13 protein-coding genes and 2 pseudogenes (1 of these 15 cut by a window edge) are annotated in these 22,307 nt (G+C 70.1%); 13 read left to right on the top strand and 2 right to left on the bottom strand.

The window, feature by feature from the left end; translation table 11 throughout:
• Nucleotides 1–153: 153 nt before the first annotated feature.
• The 4 genes and pseudogenes from OG689_RS40370 to OG689_RS40355 form a co-directional block, all read left to right on the top strand.
• Nucleotides 154–1,365 (top strand): branched-chain amino acid ABC transporter substrate-binding protein, encoded by a 1,212-nt coding sequence (locus OG689_RS40370; protein ID WP_266327982.1) that lies wholly within the window; start codon nt 154–156, stop codon nt 1,363–1,365.
• Between the two features lie 294 nt (nt 1,366–1,659).
• Nucleotides 1,660–1,839 (top strand): annotated as a pseudogene (locus OG689_RS40365) (peptidase M20); the annotation flags it as partial.
• A gap of 145 nt (nt 1,840–1,984) precedes the next feature.
• Nucleotides 1,985–3,184, top strand: a complete 1,200-nt coding sequence (locus OG689_RS40360; RefSeq protein WP_266327980.1) for a transposase — start codon at nt 1,985–1,987, stop codon at nt 3,182–3,184.
• Nucleotides 3,185–3,232: 48 nt separating this feature from the next.
• Nucleotides 3,233–4,324 (top strand): annotated as a pseudogene (locus tag OG689_RS40355) (M20/M25/M40 family metallo-hydrolase); the annotation flags it as partial.
• Nucleotides 4,325–4,394: 70 nt separating this feature from the next.
• Here the strand turns inward: OG689_RS40355 and eccCa are convergent.
• Nucleotides 4,395–8,372: a type VII secretion protein EccCa gene (gene eccCa, locus OG689_RS40350; RefSeq protein ID WP_266327978.1), complete on the bottom strand. Its 3,978-nt coding sequence runs from the start codon at nt 8,370–8,372 to the stop codon at nt 4,395–4,397.
• Between the two features lie 116 nt (nt 8,373–8,488).
• Here eccCa and eccD point away from each other — a divergent pair, with 116 nt between their 5' ends.
• The 8 genes from eccD (at nt 8,489) to OG689_RS40310 (ending at nt 16,281) form a co-directional block, all read left to right on the top strand.
• Nucleotides 8,489–9,901 carry a type VII secretion integral membrane protein EccD gene (gene eccD, locus OG689_RS40345; protein ID WP_266327976.1) on the top strand — a complete coding sequence of 471 codons (1,413 nt, stop codon included), beginning with the start codon at nt 8,489–8,491 and terminating at the stop codon, nt 9,899–9,901.
• Nucleotides 9,902–9,946: 45 nt separating this feature from the next.
• Complete coding sequence (gene eccB / locus OG689_RS40340; protein WP_266327974.1) at nt 9,947–11,374, top strand: type VII secretion protein EccB; 1,428 nt, start codon at nt 9,947–9,949, stop codon at nt 11,372–11,374.
• A gap of 188 nt (nt 11,375–11,562) precedes the next feature.
• Nucleotides 11,563–11,880, top strand: a complete 318-nt coding sequence (locus OG689_RS40335; protein WP_266327972.1) for a WXG100 family type VII secretion target — start codon at nt 11,563–11,565, stop codon at nt 11,878–11,880.
• A gap of 50 nt (nt 11,881–11,930) precedes the next feature.
• Entirely contained in the window at nt 11,931–12,224 is a 294-nt protein-coding gene (locus OG689_RS40330) for a WXG100 family type VII secretion target (RefSeq protein ID WP_266327970.1), read from the top strand.
• A gap of 179 nt (nt 12,225–12,403) precedes the next feature.
• Nucleotides 12,404–12,904 (top strand): hypothetical protein, encoded by a 501-nt coding sequence (locus OG689_RS40325; RefSeq protein ID WP_266327968.1) that lies wholly within the window; start codon nt 12,404–12,406, stop codon nt 12,902–12,904.
• Between the two features lie 68 nt (nt 12,905–12,972).
• Entirely contained in the window at nt 12,973–15,150 is a 2,178-nt protein-coding gene (locus tag OG689_RS40320; RefSeq protein ID WP_266327966.1) for a hypothetical protein, read from the top strand.
• A gap of 23 nt (nt 15,151–15,173) precedes the next feature.
• On the top strand, nt 15,174–15,596 hold the full coding sequence (locus OG689_RS40315; protein WP_266327964.1) for a YbaB/EbfC family nucleoid-associated protein: 423 nt from the start codon (nt 15,174–15,176) through the stop codon (nt 15,594–15,596).
• Between the two features lie 385 nt (nt 15,597–15,981).
• Nucleotides 15,982–16,281 (top strand): hypothetical protein, encoded by a 300-nt coding sequence (locus OG689_RS40310; RefSeq protein WP_266327962.1) that lies wholly within the window; start codon nt 15,982–15,984, stop codon nt 16,279–16,281.
• A 194-nt stretch (nt 16,282–16,475) separates the two neighbouring features.
• Here the strand turns inward: OG689_RS40310 and OG689_RS40305 are convergent, their stop codons facing one another.
• The gene (locus OG689_RS40305; protein ID WP_266327960.1) at nt 16,476–16,832 is read right to left on the bottom strand and encodes a hypothetical protein; all 357 of its coding nucleotides are present in this window, start codon (nt 16,830–16,832) and stop codon (nt 16,476–16,478) included.
• 265 nt (nt 16,833–17,097) lie between these two features.
• Between OG689_RS40305 and OG689_RS40300 the strand changes: the two genes are divergently transcribed.
• Nucleotides 17,098–22,307: the beginning of a hypothetical protein gene (locus OG689_RS40300; RefSeq protein ID WP_266327959.1), read on the top strand. 24,178 nt of this gene lie beyond the right edge of the window; the window shows 5,210 of its 29,388 coding nt (coding positions 1–5,210); its start codon is at nt 17,098–17,100; its stop codon lies beyond the right edge, outside the window.

Genomic DNA, 22,307 nt, shown 5'->3' with positions numbered 1-22,307 from the left:
CGTTCCCTCCCATGCGTCGGTGCGCTCGCGAACCTCCGCGCAGCCACCGGCCGTATCTCATTGGGGAGAGTCACTGCCATGCCGCTCGGTCATCAGCCCAATCGTCCGGAACAGTCCAGCCGTCCCGGTCGCGGCCACCGCAGCTTCGGTGCCGTGCGTCGCCTGTCCGTGCTCGCCGCAGTCTCGGTCCTGCTGACCGGTTGCTCCGTGTTCGGTGACGACCCGCACCCGACCAAGACAGTCACCATCGGACTTGACGCCCCGCTGTCAGGTGACCTCGCCGAGGCCGGCCTCAGCATCAAGAACTCCATCGAGCTGGCCGTCGCCAAGGCGAACGAGAAGCACCTGGTACCAGGAGTCCGGTTCGAACTCGACCCCAGGGACGACGCCGGAGACCCCGCCCGTGCGAAGGCCAACGCGGCGGCCCTCGCCGCGAATCCCGCCGTGCTCGGCGTTGTCGGCCCCTACAGCTCGTCGGTTGCCCTGGAGATGAGCCCGGTACTCGCGGAGGCCGGCCTAGCACAGGTCTCTCCGTCCAACACCCTGCCAGCGCTCACCTGGGGCCCTGACTACCGCGGCAAGGGGAAGAACCGTCCCTACGGAACCTACTTCCGCACCGTCACCACCGACGCGATCCAGGGCCCCTATCTCGCGGACCTCCTACGCCAGAGCATGCAGGTGGCGAACGCCGCCGTGATCAGTGACACGAAGGCCTACGGGAAGAGCCTGGCGGACGAGTTCGCCGGCGAGTTCGAGTACACCGGTGGCACGGTGCTGCTTCGCAAGACCGTGGAGCCGGGGGCCACCGACTTCACCACGCTGGTCGAGCAGATCAAGTCCTCCAAAGCCCAACTGGTCTACTACGGCGGAGAGTCACCGGAGGCCGGACGGCTCACCGCCCAGCTGGCAGCGGCCGGAGTACGGATACCCGTGGCAGGGGGCGACGCCATGCACAGCGAGGAGTACCTGCACCTGGCGGGGGCGAAAGCAGCCGAAGGGACCCTCGCCACCTCCGCCGGCATCGCGATCGACAACCTCGCGTCCGCCTACGCCTACGTGGACGCGTACACCGCGGCCAGCTACACCGTGCCGCACGGGCCCTTCGGCCCCTACGCCTACGACTCGGCCTGGGCACTGATGCTGGCCGTCGGGAGCGTGGTGACCAAGAACGACGGCGCGCTCCCCGACCAGGACCTGCGGAAAGCCGTGACGTCCGCTCTGCAGGAGGTCACCTTCTTCGGCGTCACCGGAGAGGTCTCGTTCGACAAGTTCGGGGACAACTACAACCAGTCCATCTCGCTGTACAAGGTCGAGAACGGCAAGTGGACGACGCTGGTCTCCTCCGGGCGCTGGGCCGGCCACTGAGCCTCTGCAAGGCTGCTACTCCCCGTGCGGGGAGCGCACGGGACAGGTGACCCACGGGGCCCTTGGGGTGCTGAGTCGAGGTGTGAAAACCTCTCGACACCACAAGGGCCCTACTGGTTCGCGTTCTGCACGACTGGCGCCGCGTCACCCGATCGGTGGCCACCCTGAAAAGGGGCGCACCGGGCCGCCCGGAAACACTGCAAGAGAACAGCGGTGGACAGCAGCAAACGGCGATTATCTGCGGTGCCGCCGCAACCGAAGTCTCCGGCTTTTCCTGATGTCACCCGTTGGGAGCTGTGTTTCGTTGACGGCACACCTGAGCAATGTGGAAGCTCCGCCCTGGCCGCGGTGGACGAAGCGGCCATCGCCCGCGATCTGCCGGAACTTCTCACTGTTCCCAGCCTGACGGGGAGCGCGGCGGAGTCCGATCTGCAGCACGTCCTGGCCCGGCACCTGGAGCGGCTGGACCTCGATGCCCATCCTTTGATCTTCGCAGGGAATCCCGGCCTTCAGGCCGGGCGGGAATGCGATCCCTGGAACGGAGGTGCGCAGTGCCGGAGTCCTCTGCGTTGTCAGTGCCCTCCGCTATGTTGAGCGCATCGACCGAGGGGGTGGGCGGATGATTCGTGCGTACAAGTTTCTCATGCGGCCCACCGTGGGTCAGACGCAGGCGCTCGGCGAGATGCTGCGGGACCACTGCTCGCTGTACAACGGGGCGTTACAGGAACGGCGTGACGCCTACCGTCACCCGTCGAAGACCTCGGTCAAGTACGGGATGCAGTCGGCGCAGCTCAAGGAGATCCGGGCGTTCGACCCGGAGCGTCAGGGCCGCTGGTCGTTCAGCTCGCAGCAGGCGACGCTGCGCCGCCTGGACAAGGCATTCGCGGCGTTCTTCCGGCGGGTCAAGTCCGGCGAGACGCCTGGCTACCCGCGTTTTCGCGGGCAGAGCTGGTTCGACACGGTGGAGTTCCCGAAGGACGGGGACGGCTGCCGGTGGGATGCCACTCCGCATGATCCGCAGACACGGGTGCGGTTCCAGGGCGTGGGGCACGTCAAGGTCAATCAGCACCGGCCGGTGGCCGGCAGGGTCAAGACCGTCTCGGTGAAGCGCGAGGGCCGTCAGTGGTTCGTCGTGCTCACCACCGAGCAGGATCAGCCCGAGCCGCTGCCCGCGACCGGCAGCATGGTCGGCATCGACCTGGGCATAGCCAACTTCCTCGCCGACTCGGGCGGCGATTTCGTGCCCAACCCGCGCCACGCCCGCACCGCCGCCGCCAAGCTCGAAGCCGCGCAGCGGGCCGTGTCCCGGTGCAAGCGGCACAGCAACCGGCGAAGGAAGGCCGTGGCCAAGGTCGGAGATCTGCACCGCAAGGTGCGACGCCGGCGGCTCGACCACGCCCACAAGACCGCCCTCACCCTGGTGCGTGCACACGACGTCATCGCGCACGAAGACCTCAAGATCCGAAACATGAGCAAGACCCCCGCACCCAGGCCCGACCCCGCGACGCCGGGCTCCTTCCTGCCCAACGGGGCGGCGGCGAAGGCCGGACTCAACCGCTGGATCATGGATGCCGGTTGGGGGGTGTTCCTCACGATCCTCACCAGCAAGGCTGAAAGCGCCGGTCGGGAAGTGATCGCCGTGGACCCCCGCAACACCTCCCGACGCTGCCCCGAATGCGGGCACACCGCCAAGGAGAACCGGCCCACACAGGAGAAGTTCCACTGCACGGCATGCGGCCACACCGCGCACGCCGACACGGTGGGAGCCATCAACGTTCTACGGGCCGGGCTGGTCCGTCGCAGCGCCCGCCAGGGCTAGCGAGAAGCCCCCAGCTTCAACCGGGGGAGGAGTCACGAACCTGCAGGAGCTGCGCGCGCGCACCCCCGTTTTCCAGGCGGCGAGGCTCCGCGCACGGAGGCGTGGGGCCTGGTGGGCGAGACGCGGCAGCCGGGCGACGGGCCGTCGCTGATTCTCCAGAGCCATGTCGACGTCGTCCCGCCCGGGGACCTGGCGCAGTGGGAGGGTGATCCGTTCCGCCCGCGGGTCAGCGGAGAGGTGGTGCACGCCAGAGGGGCCTGCGACGCGAAGGCCGGCGTGGTGGCGGTCCTCGCCGCCCTGGCCGCCGTACGTAAGGCGGGTGCGAGGCTGCACGGCCGGGTGTCCGCCCACTTCGTCGTCAGCGAGGAGGACGGAGGGCTCGGGGCGTTCGGCACCCTCGAACGTGGCCACACCGGTGACGCCTGCGTCATCACCGAACCGACCGGTGGTGCGCTCATGACCGCGAATGCCGGAGCCCCGACCTTCCGCATCGAAGTAGCCGGCTTGGCCGCTCACGGGAGCACCAGGTACGTGGGAGTGAGTGCCATCGATGCCTACCTGCCCATCCATCGTGCGTTTGCCCGTCTGGAAGCCCGCCGTAACACCGGTGCCGACCCGCTCCTGTCCGAATACCCCATCCCTAATCCACTGTCCGTCGGCACCGTCCGGGCCGGCGACTGGGCCAGCAGTGTGCCCGACCTCCTGGTGGCCGAGGGAAGACTGGGCGTCCGCCTGGGCGAGGATCCGGCCCAGGCACGTACCGAACTGGAGGCGTGCGTGGCCGAAGCCTGCGCGAGGGACCCGTGGCTGTGCGCCCGGCCCGCCACGGTGACGTGGCCCGGCGGCCAGTTCGCCAGCGGACGGCTGCCGGCCGGGCACCCGCTTGCCGCCTTGCTCGGCGCCGCCCACGCCGACGCCACCGGCGGCCCGCGGCCGCCCGAGCGCGGCGCCCCCTACGGCAGCGACCTACGGCTGTATTCCGGAGCGGGCATCCCCACGCTGCAGTACGGCCCCGGCGATGTACGCCTCGCCCACAGTCCGCAGGAACAGGTCCGTGTCAGCGAAGTCGTCGCCGTCACCCGGGCACTGATGCTCGCCACACTGCGCACGGTCGGCACTGAGCCGAATCCGATTCTGTAGAGGTCATGAACGGCGTGACGGCCCGCCGGGTTTCCCCGGCGGGCCGTTTCGACACGCCCCCTGGTTGGGGCTACCGCGCAGGAACCGCCCGGTCGGACGCCGTGACGAAAGCGGTCTGCACCAGCAGCGGCCGCTTCCTGCGGGTGACCAACTGGGCGCGGCCCGGGGGAAGGACCCTGGGCTTGGCGTCGCCGACGAAGACGCCCTCCTCCTTGCTGCACGACATCAGCAGGCTGGGTGTGCCCAGTTCCCACAGGCGGCGAAGGACGGGGTCCATCATTGCGCGGCCCGCGCCGGAGCTGGACCGGGCCACCACGACGTGCAACCCGATCTCCGCACCCTGCGGCAGGAGGTCGAGCAGGGGAGCCAGCGGCCCGTTCATGCCGCCGCCCACCAGTTCGTAGTCGTCGATCAGGATGAACAGGTTGGGGCCGGTCCACCAGTCCCGCAGTTTCAGGCGGTCCGGGGTGATGTCAGGCCCGGGCAGCCGGCTTCGCAGGGTCTTCGCCGTGGACGCGATCATGTCGGCGAGCGCCGACTCGGAGACGGCGTAGCCGAGCTGGGTCTGCTCGGGAATCCAGTCGTACAGGTCGCGCCGGTAGTCGGCGACCATGATCCGGGCCTGCTGAGGCGGATATCGGCGGACGACGGCCTGCGCGACCAGCCTCAGCAGATTGGTCTTGCCGGACTCGGTGTCGCCGAACAGCATCAGGTGCGGGTGCTGGCCGAAATCGTGCCAGACCGGCTCAAGGCGGTGCTCGTCCAGGCCGAGCGGCACGGCGAGGTCGCCGTACGACGGGGGAAGCACCTGGAACGGAACCGTGTCGGGCAGCATCCGCACGCCGGGGGCGCTCGGTCCGCTCCAGCACTGGGCCACTTCCTCGACCAGCGCGGCGCTCGCTTCGGACAGGTCCTCCACGCTGCCCGAGCCGTCGATCCTGGGCAGGGCTGCCAGGAAGTGGAGACCCGCGGAGGTGAGGCCTCGGCCGGGAAGCGCGGGCACCCGGGCGGCCGCCCGGCTGCCGACCTCGGACTCGATGCTGTCGCCCAGGTGCAGCTCCAGACGGGTCCCGAGGAGGTCACGGGTGGAGGACCGGATCTCCGACCACCGGGAGGCCGTCACCACCACATGGATTCCGTACCCCAGCCCGCGGTTCGCCAGGTCCGTGATCAGGGGCTCCCAGGCCTCGAACTCCTGGCGCAGGGTGAACCAGCCGTCGACGACGAGGAACACGTCCCCCCACTTGTCCTCCGGCACCCGGCCCTCCCGCCGGAGCTTGCGGTACTCCGCCATCGACTGGACACCGAACTCCGCGAAGCGCTGCTCCCGCGCCGCGACCACCTGGCTGATCTCCGCCAGGATCCGCCCACCCCGGTCGGCGTCCATCCGGGTGGCGATACCCGAGACGTGCGGCAGGCCGGCGATACTGCGCAGCGTGCCGCCACCGAAGTCCAGGCACGCGAACTGCACTTCCTGCGGGGTGTGCGCGAGCGCGAGCGCGGTGATCAGCGTGCGGACGAGCGTGCTCTTGCCGCACTGGGGCGCCCCCACGATCCCGACGTGTCCCGCGCCGCCCGCCAGGTTGACCGTCAACAGCTCGCGGACGCCGTCGAACGGCTTGTCGACCACACCCAGTGACACGGTCAGGGAGCCCCGGCCCTGCCCGTCGGCATGAGTCAGCCCGAACTCCGGGTCCGGAGCCAGCGGCGGCATGACCTGGTCCAGGCTCGGGGGTGCGGCGAGCGGCGGGAGCCAGACCTGCCGGGCCGGGGGGCCGATGCTGCGCAGCCTGTCGAGCAGGATCTCGAAGAGGCTCGCGGACTCCTCCCGCGGCGCCTCGCCGACCTCGGGCGCCGCCTCGGCCGCCACGGACTGCGTGGCTTCCAGCGGCAGGTACTGCGACTGGAACTCCACGACCTGGCGTTCCAGCACCGCCTGCGGTTGCCGCCGCTCCTGCACCTGGTAGGGCCCCGACACGTACGCGGCCTTGAACCGGGCCAGGTTCATGTCGGACTTGAGGTAGCCGTTGCCCGGCGCCGAGGGCAGCTGGTACGCGTCCGCCACCCCCAGCACACTGCGGCTCTCCGCCGCGGAGAAGGTCCGCAGGCCGATCCGGTAGGACAGGTGCGACTCCAGCGCGTGGACACGCCCCTCGTCGAGCCGCTGCGAGGCCAGCAGCAGATGCACTCCCAGGCTTCGGCCGAGTCGGCCGACCATGACGAAGAGGTCCATGAACTCCCGCTTGATGCTGAGGAGTTCGCTGAACTCGTCGACGACCAGGAAGAGCGTCGGCATGGCGTCCAGGGTCGCGCCCTGCTGGCGGGCCTTCTCGTGGTCGTAGAGGGAGCTGTACCCGGTACGGCGAAGGTACTCCTGGCGCCGCATCAGCTCGCCCTGCAGCGCGTCCTGCATCCGGTCGACCAGGGGGAGTTCGTCCGCGAGGTTGGTGATCAGGGCAGCGGTGTGGGGCAGACCGTCCAGGCCGGCGAAGGTCGCACCGCCCTTGAAGTCGACCAGGACGAAGTTGAGGACCTCGGAGGAGTGCGTCGCCGCGAGCGAGAGCACCAGGGTACGGAGCAGCTCGCTCTTGCCGGACCCGGTCGCGCCGATCAGCATGCCGTGCGGGCCCATGCCGCCCTGGGCGGACTCCTTGATGTCCAGCTGTACCGGGGTGCCGTCCTCGCTCACGCCGATCGGCACGCAGAGGCGGTCCCGCAGAGGTCGTGAGTCCCAGAACCGGTCGAAGTCGAACGTTCGGGCGTCGCTCACCCCGAGCATGGTGGCGAGGTCGAAGTCGGCGGACAGCGCGTCGGCGGACTCCACCGAGGTACCCATCCGGTAGGGCGCGATCAACCGGGCCAGCGCCCGGCACCGGCCGACACTCAGCCGGTCGGGGCGGCCCACCGGCCGGGTGACGTCCTTCCCCGTCCGGTCCGTGTCGACGATGTCGACGGCATCGGCGGTGGCGTTCAGCCGCAGGGTGACCCGGTCGGCCTTCCAGTGCAGGGAATCCGCCAGGTCCAGGACGGTGGTGCTGCACACACCGGCCTCGGCGATCCGCGTACCGGCCGGCAGGGGCACCCCGTCAAGGATGATCACGACATAGGGCTCACCCTTCCGGGGGGCGGCCGACGGATCGAAGCGGGCCCGCTCGGCGAACTCCTCCCCGAGCAGCCGCTCCAGATCCTCGTAGTTGTCGGTGATCAGACGGACCTGCCCGGCGGCGTCGTGGTCCGCCGCGTCCAGCGCGTGCGGCAACCACTTCACCCAATCCCACTCGGCCTGCCGCCCGGCATCCGCACACACCGCGATAAGCAGATTGTCCGGCGCGTGCAGGGCCGCCAGCTGAGCCACGACGGCGCGCACCATGTCGCGCCGCACCACCTCGTCACCCCGCACGAGCACCCGGGCGAAGGCCCGGAGATAGATCGCCACCGGCAGATCAGGCACCATGGCGTACGCACGGATGAACCGCCTCAGCGCGGAGGCGCACAGCGGCTCCAGATCCTCCACCGGCTTGGTCTGCGGCGACTGGAGACGGGAGGCGAGCCGCTGCTCACCAGTGCCTATCCGCACCTCGCCGAAGTCGTCGTGGGTCATGCGACGCTCCCAGAGCCGCGAACTCATCGCCACGGTCCACAGGCTCTCCGGGTCCGGGTGCAACCAGGCTGCTGCGGCGCGCTGGCGCTGCGCGGTCTGCCGGGCCTGCCGACGCGACTGCGTGAGATAGCGCAGGTAGTCGCGCCGCGCACCCTTCAACCGACGCTTGCGGTCACCCGCGGAGTTGCCGAGCTGGCCGAACAGCATCATCAGCATGGACAGCGCCATCGCGCCGGACGCCACATAACTGATCGCCTTCGCCCCGGGCTGGACGAACATCAGCATCATGCAGCCCGAGGAGATGCTCATCGGTAGGACGGTCATCATCGCGGACATCCCGCCGCCCTGCTTCTCCGGCAGGACGGGAGGCTCCTGGAGCGCGATCTCCCCGTCAGGCTTCGCCGGTCCCGTTCTGCGAAGGGGACGACGGAACACAACCGTGGTCAACGGACACGCCTCCTTGAACCTCTCGGGTCCCCCAGCCGTGTAGCCGTGAGGGGCACCAGCCCGTTGGACGGGCCGCCATCTCCAGGTACGTGGCGCAAGCGCCAGGAGGTTCGGAAGTGGATGTACGACATGCGAGCGGGGTCACCGCGGGCGACGTGTGCCGGCTGGTCGTCGTGGCCCCCGGTGGCCGAAAGGCAGAGGTCGCCGTGCCCGCCGGCGTTGCCGTCTGCGACCTGATGCCGGCCCTCCTCAAGCACGCCGGACCCGGCCTGGCGGACGCCGGCCTCGAACACGGCGGCTGGGTGCTCCAGCGGATCGGCGAGGCCCCGCTGGACGAGGACCGTGCGCCTGCCGCCCTCGGCCTGCGCGACGGCGACATGGTCGCTCTGCGGCCCCGTGACGACGCGCTGCCCGAGATGGACTTCGACGACCTGGTGGACGGCATCTCGGTCGGCATCAGGGCCAGGCCGGACCGCTGGCGGGAGGACATGACGCGGCGCCTCCTGCTCGGCTTCATGCTCGCCGCCCTGACCGGCGGCTGGCTGGCGCTGCTGCCAGCCGGCTCCATCGGACTCAGGGCCGTGGCGGCCGGCGTCGTGGCCGGGCTGCTGATCGTGGCCACCGGAGTGCTCGCCCGAGTCACCAAGGACCCCGGGGCGGCAACGGCGCTCGGCCTGGCGGCGATCCCCTACGCCGGGCTGTGCGGCACCCTTGCCGAGACGGCCGGCACCGCAGTCGGCATCCAGTTGTCGGGCTACCAACTGTTCGGCACCGGAGCCGCGATCGTCACTGCGGCCTTCCTCTGCCTGCTGCTGAACGCCTCGGCCCGGCCACTGTTCGTCGGAGTCGCGATGGTCGGCGCCGCCGGGGCCCTGATCGCCATCCCAGCCCTCACCGGGGTACTCGATGCCGGGCAGTCGGCCGCCGTGCTGCTGTCGGTGGCGCTCCTCCTCGGCCCCTGGGTACCGGTGGCGTCGTTCCGACTCGCCCGCCTGCGCACCACCAGCCTGCCGACCGGCGCCGACGACCTCGGGGAGGACATCGAGCCCGTCCCGGCAGGACCGCTCCTCGAACAGGTCGGCCTCACCGACCGCTACATGACCGCGCTGTTCTGCGCTCTCGGCACCATCTGCGGCGTGTGCCTCGCCCGGCTGGCCGAAGCCCCCGGCTGGGCGGCGACCGCACTCTGCCTGGTGGCCTCCGCCGTCCTGCTGCTGCGCAGCCGGGTGCTCCTGAGCGCCTGGCAGAGGCTGGCCGTGGTCGTACCTGCCGTCCTCGGCCTGCTGCTGGTGGCGGGGACCGCCGCCCGGTCCCTCCCCTTGGAGCAGCGGCTGGCCGCGCAGCTGGGCGGACTGCTGGTGGTCGCGGCGCTGCTGCTGGTAGCGGCCCGCACCCTGCCCGGCCGTCGCCTGCTGCCCTACTGGGGCCGCGCGGCCGACCTGAGCGAGACGCTGGTCGCGCTGAGTGCTGCTCCGCTGCTCTTTCAGGTGCTCGGGCTGTACGCCTACGTGAGAAACCTCGTCGGCTGACACGACGACAGGGTGCCTGGAAACCCGTGACTCGGAGAGAGAACGATGCAGAGCAAGCAGGACCAGCTTCACGCGCACCTGTTCGTCCTCGGGCGGGTGGTGTCGGCACTCACCCGCGGGGAACCCGACGCCGCTGAAGCCCCGATGCGGCGCTTCAGCGCCGCGGCAATCGGCGGAATCCTGGTGGCCGGCCTGGTGGTGGCGGGCATCGCCGTGTGGGGACTGCTGTTCCCAGGAGGAGGGACGGCCTGGCGGGAGCAGGGAAGCCTGCTCGTCGAGAAGGAGACCGGCACCCGCTACGTACTGCTGGACGACGTCCTGCACCCGGTGGCCAACTACGCCTCGGCCCGGCTGGTGCTGGGACCGCAGACCAAGGTCGTTTCCGTCGCGGCGAAGGCACTGAACGGCATCCCGCACGGCCAGTCGATCGGCATTCCCGGCGCGCCGGACGCCCTCCCCGCCGCGAAGTCGCTGGTTGGCAAGGACTGGCTGATCTGCTCCCAGAGCGGCACCTCGAACGGGACGCCGGTGGTACGGGACGAGGTGGCCCTCGGGGGCGCCCGCCCCACGGTCCCGCCGGCCGCGGACAGTGCACTGCTCGTCCGTACGCCCGACGGCTCGACGTACCTCGCCTGGCACGGACGCCGCCTGGCCGTCGGCGGCCGTGCGTCACTGGTCGCGCTGGGCTACGGGAGCGCCGAACCCTGGCCGGTCTCCGCCCTGTGGGTGAGTGCGCTGCTCCCGGGCGACGCGCTCACGGGGCCGGACGTGCCGCAGCGAGGGGAGCCCGGCCCGCAGGTCGGAGCCGTCAAGACCCGGATCGGTCAGCTGCTGGAGACCAGGACCGGCCCGTCGGAGACCTCGACCAGTCACTTCCTGGTGCTTCCCGACGGCCTCGCCCCGCTGTCCGGCATCGAGGCCGCGCTGGTGCTGGGGGATCCGAGGAGCAAGGACGCCTACCCCGGTGGCGCCGTGGCCGCGATTCCGGTCGGCGCGTCCGACGCTGCCGCGGCACCGGCCTCCAAGCGGAGCGCCCCCGCCGGTCTTCCCCAGGCGCTGCCCGAGCTCACCCCGCCCGTGGTGGGTCGGCCCCGCACCCCGTGTGTCCGCATGATCCTTCGGCCGGATGCCGCCGTGGAGTCGGTGGAGGTGGCACTCGCACAGCCGGGCACCGGCGGCCGGGACGGTGTGGCCGGCCGGACGCCGAGCGGTGGGCCCATCCTGTTGGCGCCGGGCAGCGGAATGCTCGCGCAGCCCCCGGTGGCCGCCGGTGACACGTCCACCAAGGCGTACCTCGTGACCGACCTGGGCGTGAAGTACCCGCTGGCCTCTCTCGAAGCCGCCGGAGCCCTTGGCTACTCGGGGCCGGGTGCGGGGATGGTGACGGTGCCGGCCAGCCTGCTGGACCTGCTCCCGACCGGCCCCGTCCTCGACCCGCAGGCCGCCGCGCGGGTGTTTGCACCGGGGCGGTAGCCGCCCGGCGCGGTCCCGGGACAGGGGCGCCCGCAGGCCGCCCGGGCTGGAGATGATACTCCGTCAGCTCAAGATCCTTGGGCCTGTGGGCCCTGTTTGTCAGTGGTGTCCAGCTTTTAGCATGCAGACACATTGGATGGGGTATCCGCCTCGCGCGGACCCCGCGCCCCGCGACCGAGGCGGTACTCGTGCCCACAAACTTCAACTTCGTCGACACCAACTCCATGCGGACGGCGGTGACCGACTTCGAGAACACCCAGGCGCAGCTCCAGCAGATCCGAGTGAGCGTCCAGTCGGTGCTCGGCTCGCTGACCTCCGGCTGGACCGGTGACACGGCCAACCAGTACCAGCGCCTGATGACGGAATGGAGCAGCCACTTCGGCCAGGTCTACAACGACCTCGGAAGCATGCTGGCGCTGCTGAACGACAACATCTCGAACTACGAGCGGGGTGACGCGGCCAACCACGAATCCCTCGGCGCGATCAGGTCCGCGTTCGGCAACTAGCCCGAGAACCTGCTAGTCCAAGACCCTTCAAAACTCACCAGGGACTTCAGATGACCGCTCAGTACAGCATGAAGTTCGGCGAAGTGCAGATGGTTGTCGCCGACCTCCAAAAGGCCACCAACGACATCAAGAACCAGCTGGACCAGCTCGACCAGAAGGTCAGCAAGCTGAAGGCCCACTGGACCGGCGACGCCGTCGAGGCGTACGCCATCCTGCAGCGCAAGTGGTACGAGGAGTGCGCCCAGATGAGCCGCACCCTCAGCACCTCCGGCGCGACGCTGGAGAGCATCGCCGGCAACACCCAGCGCACCGAGCGGACCAACGCCGCCATGTTTGGTGGATGACCCGCATCGGATCGACGGGTGACGCCCGGACCGCACCTGTCCGGGCGTCACCTCCTCTACCCGGCGGTCGCTCATCGGCTGTCGGGTGCAGTTGCGTCCGCCGTGCCTGGTCAAGGGCGCGGAGTGCATGCACAGAGAGCGTGCCCACCGGCGCGCGGCACAGTGTCTAGGAGAACCTGATGAGTGATGTGGGGCAGGGGTACACGCTGGGTGGTGCCCAGCCGTCAGCCGGCGCCGTGTCGGTGACACCTGACGTCATCGTGAAGATCGCAGGGCTGCTCAGGGAGGCCACGAAGCCGATGGACCGGGCCGAGCCGCTGCTCGCCTCCGTCACCGATCTCCGGCCCGGGGAGTTCCCCGACGGCGACGACCTGCGCAAGTTCGTCGGGTCCGGCCGTGACGGCCGTATCCGGAACATCATGGAGAACAACGCCAGGATCCGCGAGCAACTGAACAAGGTTGCAGACAAGCTTGAGGAAGTGGCGCGCCGCTACACCAACGCCGACGAGCTCAACAAGCACTTCCTCGAGGAGATGGCTCCCCTCTTCGGTTCCTCCACCCAGCCCGGCCTGCCCGGTGGGGCAGACGTGAGTAATCCCCCCACCGTGGGTGGGTCGAAGGTCGACGTGCCGAAGGCCGGCACTGAGACCGGCGTCACGGAGGAGACCCCGGCGGCGTAGCCGGTCGTAGTCATAGGCGCCGCAGTAGCGGCTCCGGCCAGAGGTGATCGTACGAGAGGTGTCAGCCAGTGGCCGACAAAGAGAAGCCCGCGGAATCCGAAGGATTCCAGGCGCCCAAGAACGCTGACTACGATGCCTGGGACGCGGCCGCCATCCTCCATATCTTCCGGGGCCAGGACAAGGGCTACGCCAACGATAAGTCCGCAGGCTGGATTGCCCCTGAGCCCGAGACTCTCTTCCAGGCCAAGGAAGCGGTCATCGACGCCTCAGTCGCCATGACGGATGCGCACCAGATCATCTCCCAGCTGAGCCGGCAAATGGAGCGCGGCGACTATTGGTCCGGCCCCACCGCGACCATGTTCTCCAACCTCCTCAGCAGGGCGGAGACCGTCCTGGTCGAGCACGCCACGGCCCTGAACCACCACCAGGTCCACCTCGACGAATCCGGACGTGCCCTCGCTGTGACACAGGACGGCGTCCTGGAAATTTGGCACCACGCGACCCGGGTGTTGGGCGCTTGGTGGTCGGGCCTGAATTCCAGTCAACAAATGGAATGGATGAAAACGCACGACTACCCCCCGGTGCAAGTGAAGGATGGCCAAACTTTCTATCGTGTCGCTGACTTTCCCACGCTCTGGGAGCCGATAACGGAAGGAATGCGGGATCTGCTGAAGGATCTCGCGGGATACTACCGTACCGGGATCGTCAACATGCCGTCCCCGGGGTCGCCCGAGTTCTCGGGAGCCGGATCCCCTGCCGGCGGCCCCGGCGGGGTCCTCCCCGCTCCGCCGAAGTTGGGCGACCTGACCGACCCCGGCAGCAAGGACAAGGAACCCTCTCCTGCTTTGAAGCCGCTGCCGGCTGCCCCGCAGCTGGGTGATGTGTCGGGGCTCGGTGGTGTCGACGGTGGCGCCGGAGATCTGGGTGCTCCGCAGCTTCGCGAGCTCTCGCAGCCCAGTGGCGTCGGTGCTGGTGGTGTGGGGGATCTGGGTGCTCCGCAGATCGGTGACCTCGGGGGGCTTGGTGGTGTTGGTGCGGGGCTGAGTGGTGCGGGTCCCGGTGGTGGTGCTGGTGGTGTGGGGGATCTGGGTGCTCCGCAGTTGGGTGACCTCGGGGGGCTTGGTGGTGCTGGTGGTGTTGGTGCGGGGCTGAGTGGTGCGGGTCCCGGTGGTGGTGCTGGTGGTGTGGGGGATCTGGGTGCTCCGCAGTTGGGTGACCTCGGGGGGCTTGGTGGTGCTGGTGGTGTTGGTGCGGGGCTGAGTGGTGCGGGTCCCGGTGGTGGTGCTGGTGGTGTGGGGGATCTGGGTGCTCCGCAGTTGGGTGACCTCGGGGGGCTTGGTGGTGCTGGTGGTGTTGGTGCGGGGCTGAGTGGTGCGGGTCCCGGTGGTGGTGTTGGTGCGGGGCTGAGTGGTGCGGGTCCCGGTGGTGGTGCTGGTGGTGTGGGGGATCTGGGTGCTCCGCAGATCGGTGACCTCGGGGGGCTTGGTGGTGCTGGTGGTGTTGGTGCCAATTCCATCGGTCCGATGCCGATCTTCGGGGCCGGTGCCGGGGGCGGCACTGGTGGCGGCTCGGGCATTCAGCCGCGGTCGCTGTCCAACCAGGTCAAGATGCCTCCGCCCCCACAGTTGGGCGGAGTGGCCACATCTTCGTCGGGCGTCGGGGCGTCGACAGGAGGCCCGGGTTCGCTGGGCAAGCTCCCAGCCATTGATCCTGGCTTCTCGAACCTCGGCCTGGGGGGGAAGGTATCCGGCCTGGCCGGGGCCTCCGAAGGCGGACTCGTCGGCCGCCCGAACCTCGGCTTGGGGGGGAAGGTACCCGGCGCGGCCGGGGCCTTCGAAGGCGCTCTCATCGGCCCCTCGAAGTTCGACCCGAACCTGAAACCCACCCCGCTGGAGAACGAGTTCGCCGGCCTGCTCCGCTCGGATCCCAAGGTCGCTGGGTTGACGGCTAGCGCCGGTCAGGCCGGTCGGTTCGCTGCCGCCGAGGCCGGGGCGGCACGTGCTGCCGCCCAGGAGAGCGCTGCCGTCGGCCGTCTCGGTGCCGCCATGGGGCCAGGCGGCGCTGCGGGTGCCATGGGCGGGATGGGCGGCATGCCGTACATGCCACCCATGACAGGCGCTGGGGGGCAGCGCCAGACAGACAGCGAACGGGAGCGCACGACCTGGCTCCTCGAGGACGACGAGGTCTGGGGGACGGACGGCGCCGAATGCCACGGCGGCGTCATCGGCAGATCACCCCAGAACTGATATCGCGGAGAGTGGGAAAAACAATGGACTCGTTCTCGGACTTCGACGTCGACAAGCTGCGCCAGCAGTTCAACGACCGGATGGCGGAATTCTCCTCGCTGCACCAGCGCATGCGGGAGATATCCGCCTCGGCGACCTCACCCAAGCGCCTGCTGACCGCCACGGTCGGGGCACAGGGAGAACTCACGGCATTGAAGTTCCACTCCGACGGCTACCGCTCCATGGCAAGGCCTGAGTTGGAACACCTGATTCTCGACACCATCGGGCGGGCCCGCTCGCAGGTGATGGACAGCCTGAAGTCCATGGTGGCCCCGCTGGCCCCCGAGGGCGTGAATATCGACGATGTCATGGAAGGACGGTTCGAGCCCGTCGACTTCTTCTCGGGCGACGGTTTCCCGAAGCAGTCGGGGCCCACGCGAGCCAGCAGGTACGACGACGAGGAGTAAAATCCCCTCCTGCATGCTGGCCTTCGCCGGTGCAGCGAGACGGCAGGCCGTCGGCGGAGCGGGATCGCCACGTGCAGGTGCTGCGCGTGCTTGAGCAGTCCCACCGGGTGCCGGCACGCAGCCTGCCACGTCCACCGCTGGCCCCGATCCTTGTGCGCTCCCGCCCAGGCTCTGCAGGCAGGGCCTGGGCCCAAGGGGCCTGACAGGTCGGAAATCCGGGCGGATGGACGAAGACCTGCAGCTCAGGTCCCGATCTTTGGGCCCCAGGGCCCTGTGTACGAATCGGGCCACGCCACTAGCGTTCGCCTCCTGCCGAAACTTCTGCCGGCAGCTAGCTGATGAGGTAGCCGGGCACGGGTCCTGGCACTGGAGAAAGGCGCAGACGATGGCTTCGGACTACATGTCGGTCGACACCGGCGCGCTGGACTCCCACGCGGCGCAGCTCGCGGTGCAGGCCGAGGACGTGCGGCGCGCGTACGAGCAGTTCTGTGACTCGTTGGCCGCGATGGGTTCGCCCTGGGGCGAGGGGGACGAGTATGCCGAGGCCTTCGCCGGCTGGTACGTGGGGGCGAGCAAGCAACTGGCCGACAGCCTGAAGTCGGTGGCCGACCAGGTGGGTGAGGCGGGGGCCTCGACGAGTCGGGCGTCGACGAACTATGTGAAGAACGAGCGATCGGCGGGTTGAGGGGTGTCGCTCGATCTTCCGCCGGAGTTGCGGGCGGTTGCGAAGTACTTGGTGGGGGTGTGGCCGTCGGCGGATGAGGATGCTCTGCGGCGGCTGGCGGGTGTGCATGAGCGGGCTGTCGCGGATGCGGCGGAGCTGGGGCGGGCGCTGGCGTGGCAGTCGGCGGCTGTGCGGGGCTGGGAGGGGGACGCGCGTCAGGCCCACGACGCGATGATGCAGCGGGTCTTCCAGGAGTCGGGGATCGCGGCGTTCATCGATGCGGCGGAGCGGCTTTCGCGTGGGGTGCGGGAGACCGCTGCGCAGGTGGAGAAGGCGAAGTACCAGGCCATGATCATCGGTGCGTGGTTGGCGGCGTCGATCGCGTGGGCGTTGGCGGTGGCGCCGTTCACCGCGGGTGCGTCGCTGGGGTGGCTGGCGGGGGTGGAGGCGCTCGCGCAGGAGCTGCTGGCCCAGGTCGGGGTGTGGTTGGTGCGGGGTGTGGTGGCGGCGGGTGCGGGTGCGCTGTTCATGGTGACGGCGGACGGGCTGGCGCAGGGGATCGTGCTGGGCAAGGGTCACAGTGACCATTTCGATGTGGGGTCGCTGTTCATCTCGGGTGGGATCGGTGCCCTGGCGGGTCTGCTGGGGCTGGGTGTGGTGACGGGGTTGGCGAAGGGGGAGGTTGCTGCGCGGGGCGCGCTGGCGGGTGCGGGTGGGGGTGATGTGGCCGGGGTGGTTGAGCGGTCGGTGGTCCTGGGCGCGGGGGAGGGCGCGTCTGCGGGCGCGGGGCGGTCGGCGTCTGTGGGTGGTGGGGCCGGTCGTGAGGTTGCGGGGGAGATGCTGTTCGCGCCGAAGTGGACGATGAGTCTGCCGGGGCAGATGGTGCAGCAGGCGGGTGTGAGTGCGCTGGCGGATGTGGGGTTCCGGGCGGTGCAGGGGACGCCGGTGACGGACACGGGTGCGGCGTTGGCGCAGGGCGCGGTGGGGGCGTTGGGTGCGCGTCATGGCGGGGCTCATGTGGGGGAGGTGCCGAAGGGTCTGGCAGCGGCGCTGGCGCGGCTGCCGAAGAGCGGCGAGGGCGGGGGGCGGTTCGAGCCGTTCGTGGCGGTGCCGGATTCGGGTGCGGGGTTCTCGCTGTTGGACGGTCTGCGGTTGGAGGAGACGTCGGGTGGTGCGTGGTGGGCGCGTCCGGAGTCGGCCGGCGGGGGGCCGTGGGATGCGGCGTTCGGGTCGGCGGTGCGCACGATGGGCGGCGGGCAGGACGGTCCGCGGCTGGTGGTGGGCACCCCCGACATGGCGCCGGGCGGGGTGGTGCGGCAGCTGGAGTCGGTGTGGGGCGCGCTCCAGCAGGCGCCGCGTACGTCGGCTGCGCTGCCGCGCGAGATCGTCCTCGCCGCCCCCGTCACCGCGCACGAGATGCCCGCGTTGGAACGCTTCGTCGCCACCCACAACGTCGGGGTGACCATCCCGGAGGGGCGGGTGCTCGCGGGCGCGGACGGCGCCCTGTTCGTCACCGGTGCCGACGCCGTGGTCGGCGCCAGGACGGGTGACCAGAGCTTCGGGCAGTGGGTACAGGTGACCCCGACACAGACCGTCGACCGCACCCCCACCGCCTCCCCTGCAGCAGTCGGCACCACGACCGTGAAGACCGTCCCGGACGCCATCACTGCCACCGCACCCACACACGTCACCGTGCACGCGGTGCCGCCCTCGGGCGCCTCCGTCCCCATCGGGACTACCACCGTGGAGGGCGGCGCCCGACCCGTGGTGGGCCCCACCTCGGGCACGGGCCCCGACACGCATGTGGTGCGGTCCGCAGGCGAAGCCGATCAGACGCTTCCGGACGCGGTCACCGCGACCGCGACCGGGGAGACCTCACCCATCCCCATGCCGGAAACCGGCACGCCCCCTCAGAACGCCGAAACCGGTGTGCACACCGACGCCGGCCAGACGTTGCCCGACACCACCACCGCCACCACCGCGCAGACGGTGCAGCAGCACGCGGCGGGGCCGACCGAGCAGAAGGGGCCGGACCATGATGCCGCGCCCGGCACCGGTCCGGTCACCGCCGCGCCCACTGCCGCCACCGTGCACCCGGATCCGGTGTCCGACCCGTCCGGGTTCGCGACTCCCGACGCGAGCGCCGATACGGTTCCCGTTTCCTCGGCGAGCGGCGGCCCCACCGGCGCCCTCCCCGACTCCACCGGCGCTCCCACCACCCACACCACCGCAGCGGTCCCGACGTTCGGGGTCGAGTCACGGCCGGTGGGCGCGGTCCTGGACTCCCCCCGCTGGGAGCAGGCACTGACCGGCCCCGGTGGCGCACTGCCCACCGCTCTCGGCCCGGTCACCGCAACCCGGATCCCCGCCGGCATCCTCCTGCACAGCGCCACGGAAGACCCCGCCTTCGCCCCCACCGCCCGCTCACTGGCACCCGACCCGGCCCGCCTCACCCTCATCGTCCCCGACAGCGCCGCCGCCCGCTCCCTGCACACCCTCATCGCCGGCCTGCCCCCACAGGCCCGCGAACACCTGCGCCTGATCATGCCCGACCGCGGCCTCGACCACGCCCAAAGCCTCCTCCAATCCCTGCCCGACATCCGCGAGGTCGTCGCCGCCACCGGCCCCGTCACCCTCTCCGAAACCGGCCACGCCCACGCCCACGACCGCACCACCACCGACCCCCACACCGGCCGCACCACCACCACCGAAGGCCAGTGGCTCAGCATCACCCGAAACGACACCCCCACCCCCGGCACCCCGGCCCCACCCCACCCCCTCACCGCCGAACCCCTCGGCGCCCTCCACCCCTCCCCCGGCTGGGACCAGATCCTCACCGAAGGTCTGCGCCAAAGGGAACTCCCCGGCACCGAGCGGATCCCCGCGGGCCTGCTCTTGTTCGGTCCCACCCCCTCCTTCGATGCTGCGCGCCTGCTTCCCGACCCCGCCCGCGCCACCCTTGCCATCCACGGGGACCCCACCAGCCCGCAACTCCAGAAGCGGGTCGAAAGCCTCGTCACGGAGCTCGCCGCCCTGCCCGGCACCCGCACCCTGCGCCTCGCCTGGGACCACGCCGCCACCGGCGAAGGCGCAGCGTTCCTCCAGCGCCTCGCCGACACCCACAAGGTCGACATCACCGCGCCCTCCGGCAAGATCACTGTCACCGACAGCGGCGCCACCACCGTCCGCTCCGGCCAGTGGACCCGCTTCCGCCCCAACGAGCCCACCCACAACGAAGGCCCCCTGTCCCCGGCCCCCGCCTGGGACACCGCCGTCCAGCACCTCGCCGACGACGGCCACGCCCAACGCATCCCCGCCGGACTCCACCTCCACACCACCACCGAACACCAACCCCACACCACCACCCACACCCTCAACACCCTCGACGCCCTCGCCCCCACCGCCCGCGGCCCCGTCATCGCCGTCACCGCCGACCCCACCCACACCACCACCCACACCGCCCTCGACCACCTCTTGCGGAACCTCACCAGCCAACCCAACCCCCCCGACCACGTCCACCTCCTCCTCACCCACCCCAACGCCGACCTCATGCGCCCCGGCGGGCCCGCCGAACAAGCCGCCCACCACCTCCTCCAAACCCTCGCCAACACCCACAACCTCCACCTCGACACCGCCCAAGGCGCCTGGACCCCCACCCCCGACGGCACCCTGCGCCCCACCAACCCCGACACCATCACCGAGCAGAAGCCCACCTGGAACCACCACGACCCCGAGCCCACATACACCGTTCCCGAGCCGGTTGTTGTGATGCCCCAGCCGGTGCACGCCGGGCCGGAGCCGGTTGTTGTGATGCCCGAGCCGGTGCACGCCGGGCCCGAACCCGTTATCGAGATGCCCGAGCCCACACACGCCGGCCCCGAGCCGGTTGTTGTGATGCCCGAGCCCACACACACCACCCCCGACCGCCACGACACCCCCTCGACCTACCTTGCCTTTCTGCAGACCATGCGTGAGTCCGGCGTCTCTTTTGCCCCGACCTCAGAGACCCGAACAGGCGAAGGGAGGCCTACCGCAGGCGGCTCAGAGTTGCGACAGGACATCAAACCGACGCAGGTCACAAGGACCGGCTGGAGCGGAGGTCAGGGGATCCCCGGCATCCTGTGGAACCGGGGTGCCGCAGAACGGGAACAGGAGCTGACTGCCAAGTACGGGATCCAGATCGGGCCCCGCCCGGACGCGGAGAACGCCAGGCACTTCAGCCACTCCATGCTCGACCGTCTCGACGCGGTGCTCGGCGGACTCCCACCCGAGCATCTGCAGGCCAACCCGGAGCTGCTGTCCATCCAGCCCGGGGACCCGAACGAGGGCGCAGCCAGCGCCTACGAGGGCAACGACAAGCTCGTCAACATCGTTTCTCCCCTTGGGTTGCCTTCGTGGCTCTACACCGAACTGAACCGGGGGAGCGCCTTCCAGCGCTTCTTCATGGACGCAGGTGCGAAGGCCGGGTACGAGGGGCTCGGCACCACGGACATCCTCGGCCCGGACCGCCAGGTCATGGGGGGCGTGTCCTCGGTATTGGCCCACGGCAACCTCGTTAAGTGGACACTTCGCCACGAGGTCGGGCATTCGATCGACCAGGCGGTCGGCTGGCTGGACGGCATGTCGCACCGGCCGGAATTCGGTGGATGGGAGTCCTTCCCGGATTTCGGCAGTATCCAGGGGCTCTCCCAGCGGGTCCTGGAGCACGTCGGGCTGGGCGACAGGCTGGACGTGGTCGGCACCGACGGGATGCCGCTGCTCGAAACGGTGGCACTCGCGTTCCTGCCCCAGGACGCCCGACGCGATGCCGACCCGCTGTCCGGGCTGGCCGAGCACTTCGCCGCCCAGGACCAGGACTTCAGGTCCCGGTTGGACAATGTGGTGCAATTCGCCCAAATGGCCTTCAGTCACCCCTGGACGAGGACCGACGGCGGGGAGGACACCCTCACCATCAACGGGCGTACCTACCATGTGGACCCCGACGGAGTATGGGTCAGCTATCTGAAGATCGAGCGGGATCGTCACGCACTGTCGAACTATCAGTTCTCCAGTCCGGCGGAGTGGTTCGCCGAGGCATACGCGGCGTATCACGACCCCAAGGTCTCCGCCCCGCGCGACCGCCTCAACTGGCGGGTCCGTGACTGGTTTCGCACGCAGCTTCCCGACCTGATCAGCCAACACCAGTCGAGGGTGGCGAGCGTTTTCGAGCCGCGGCCGGAGCAGCCGGTCGTGATGACACAGGTGATGACGGACCCGGTCGTGATGCGCGAACCGCTGCCAGCGGAACCCAACACGTTGTCGTCGGTTCTCGGGTTTCCCCGGACATCCGATTCTGTCGATCACGAGTCGCCGACCCAGACGCTGAACCGCGGACCCGAAGAAGGGCAGACGAACGACGGTCGGGAGGCCGCTCCCGACAGTCCTCACCCGGAGCCGGACACCACCTCCGACGCCGCCACCACCCCCGGATCCGCTGGGCTGACCACCCTCTCCACCCCGCCTGAGCACAGCACCCGGGATTCCGTACCGGTGCCATCGCCGGAGGCGGCGAACCTCCATGAGCCGGTCGACTCGCAAGACGGCGGGTCCTCCAATTCCGTGTCCTCCGGTCCCGCGCCTCAGCATGTGACATCCGAGGCCACGCATCGTCTGCCGGAGGGCTTCCAGCACGACGGGGAGTTCGGCCTGGGCGGTCGCATCCACAACCTCGACGCCGTGACGGAGAAGCTGCACCGCGCCGCCGTCGAGGCGCTCGGCCCCAGCGCTCAAGACGAGGCCGTGCAGACGGCCCTGCGGTCCGCAACCGATGGTGACCGCGCCTGGTTCGGCGACGAGGAATGGGGCCGTTCCCTGGTTCACGGCGGCGTCGAGTTCCGGGTGACTGCGCCCGACGGCCGCAGCTGGATCGTCAGCGCCAACCTCACCCTCGCCGACCGCGCCAACGCGGTCCACGCCCCTACCAGTCGCTACGAGAACGGGACAGGACCGCGTGAGGAGCGTTCCCAGCCGTTCGACCCGTCGTCCAACGTCGAGTCGGTGGTGGTCGA

Source organism: Kitasatospora sp. NBC_00240, from assembly GCF_026342405.1.
Classification (GTDB): Bacteria; Actinomycetota; Actinomycetes; order Streptomycetales; family Streptomycetaceae; genus Kitasatospora.
The sequence above is the reverse complement of the archived record's forward strand: the minus strand, read 5'-3'. Positions and strand labels throughout refer to the sequence as shown.

Excerpts from the sequence above, each read along its gene's own strand:
- OG689_RS40360 (WP_266327980.1), top strand. The coding sequence starts at position 1,985 with ATGATTCGTGCGTACAAGTTTCTCATGCGGCCCACCGTGGGTCAGACG.
- eccB (WP_266327974.1), top strand. The coding sequence starts at position 9,947 with ATGCAGAGCAAGCAGGACCAGCTTCACGCGCACCTGTTCGTCCTCGGG.
- OG689_RS40330 (WP_266327970.1), top strand. The coding sequence starts at position 11,931 with ATGACCGCTCAGTACAGCATGAAGTTCGGCGAAGTGCAGATGGTTGTC.
- OG689_RS40325 (WP_266327968.1), top strand. The coding sequence starts at position 12,404 with ATGAGTGATGTGGGGCAGGGGTACACGCTGGGTGGTGCCCAGCCGTCA.
- OG689_RS40310 (WP_266327962.1), top strand. The coding sequence starts at position 15,982 with ATGGCTTCGGACTACATGTCGGTCGACACCGGCGCGCTGGACTCCCAC.
- OG689_RS40315 (WP_266327964.1), top strand. The coding sequence starts at position 15,174 with ATGGACTCGTTCTCGGACTTCGACGTCGACAAGCTGCGCCAGCAGTTC.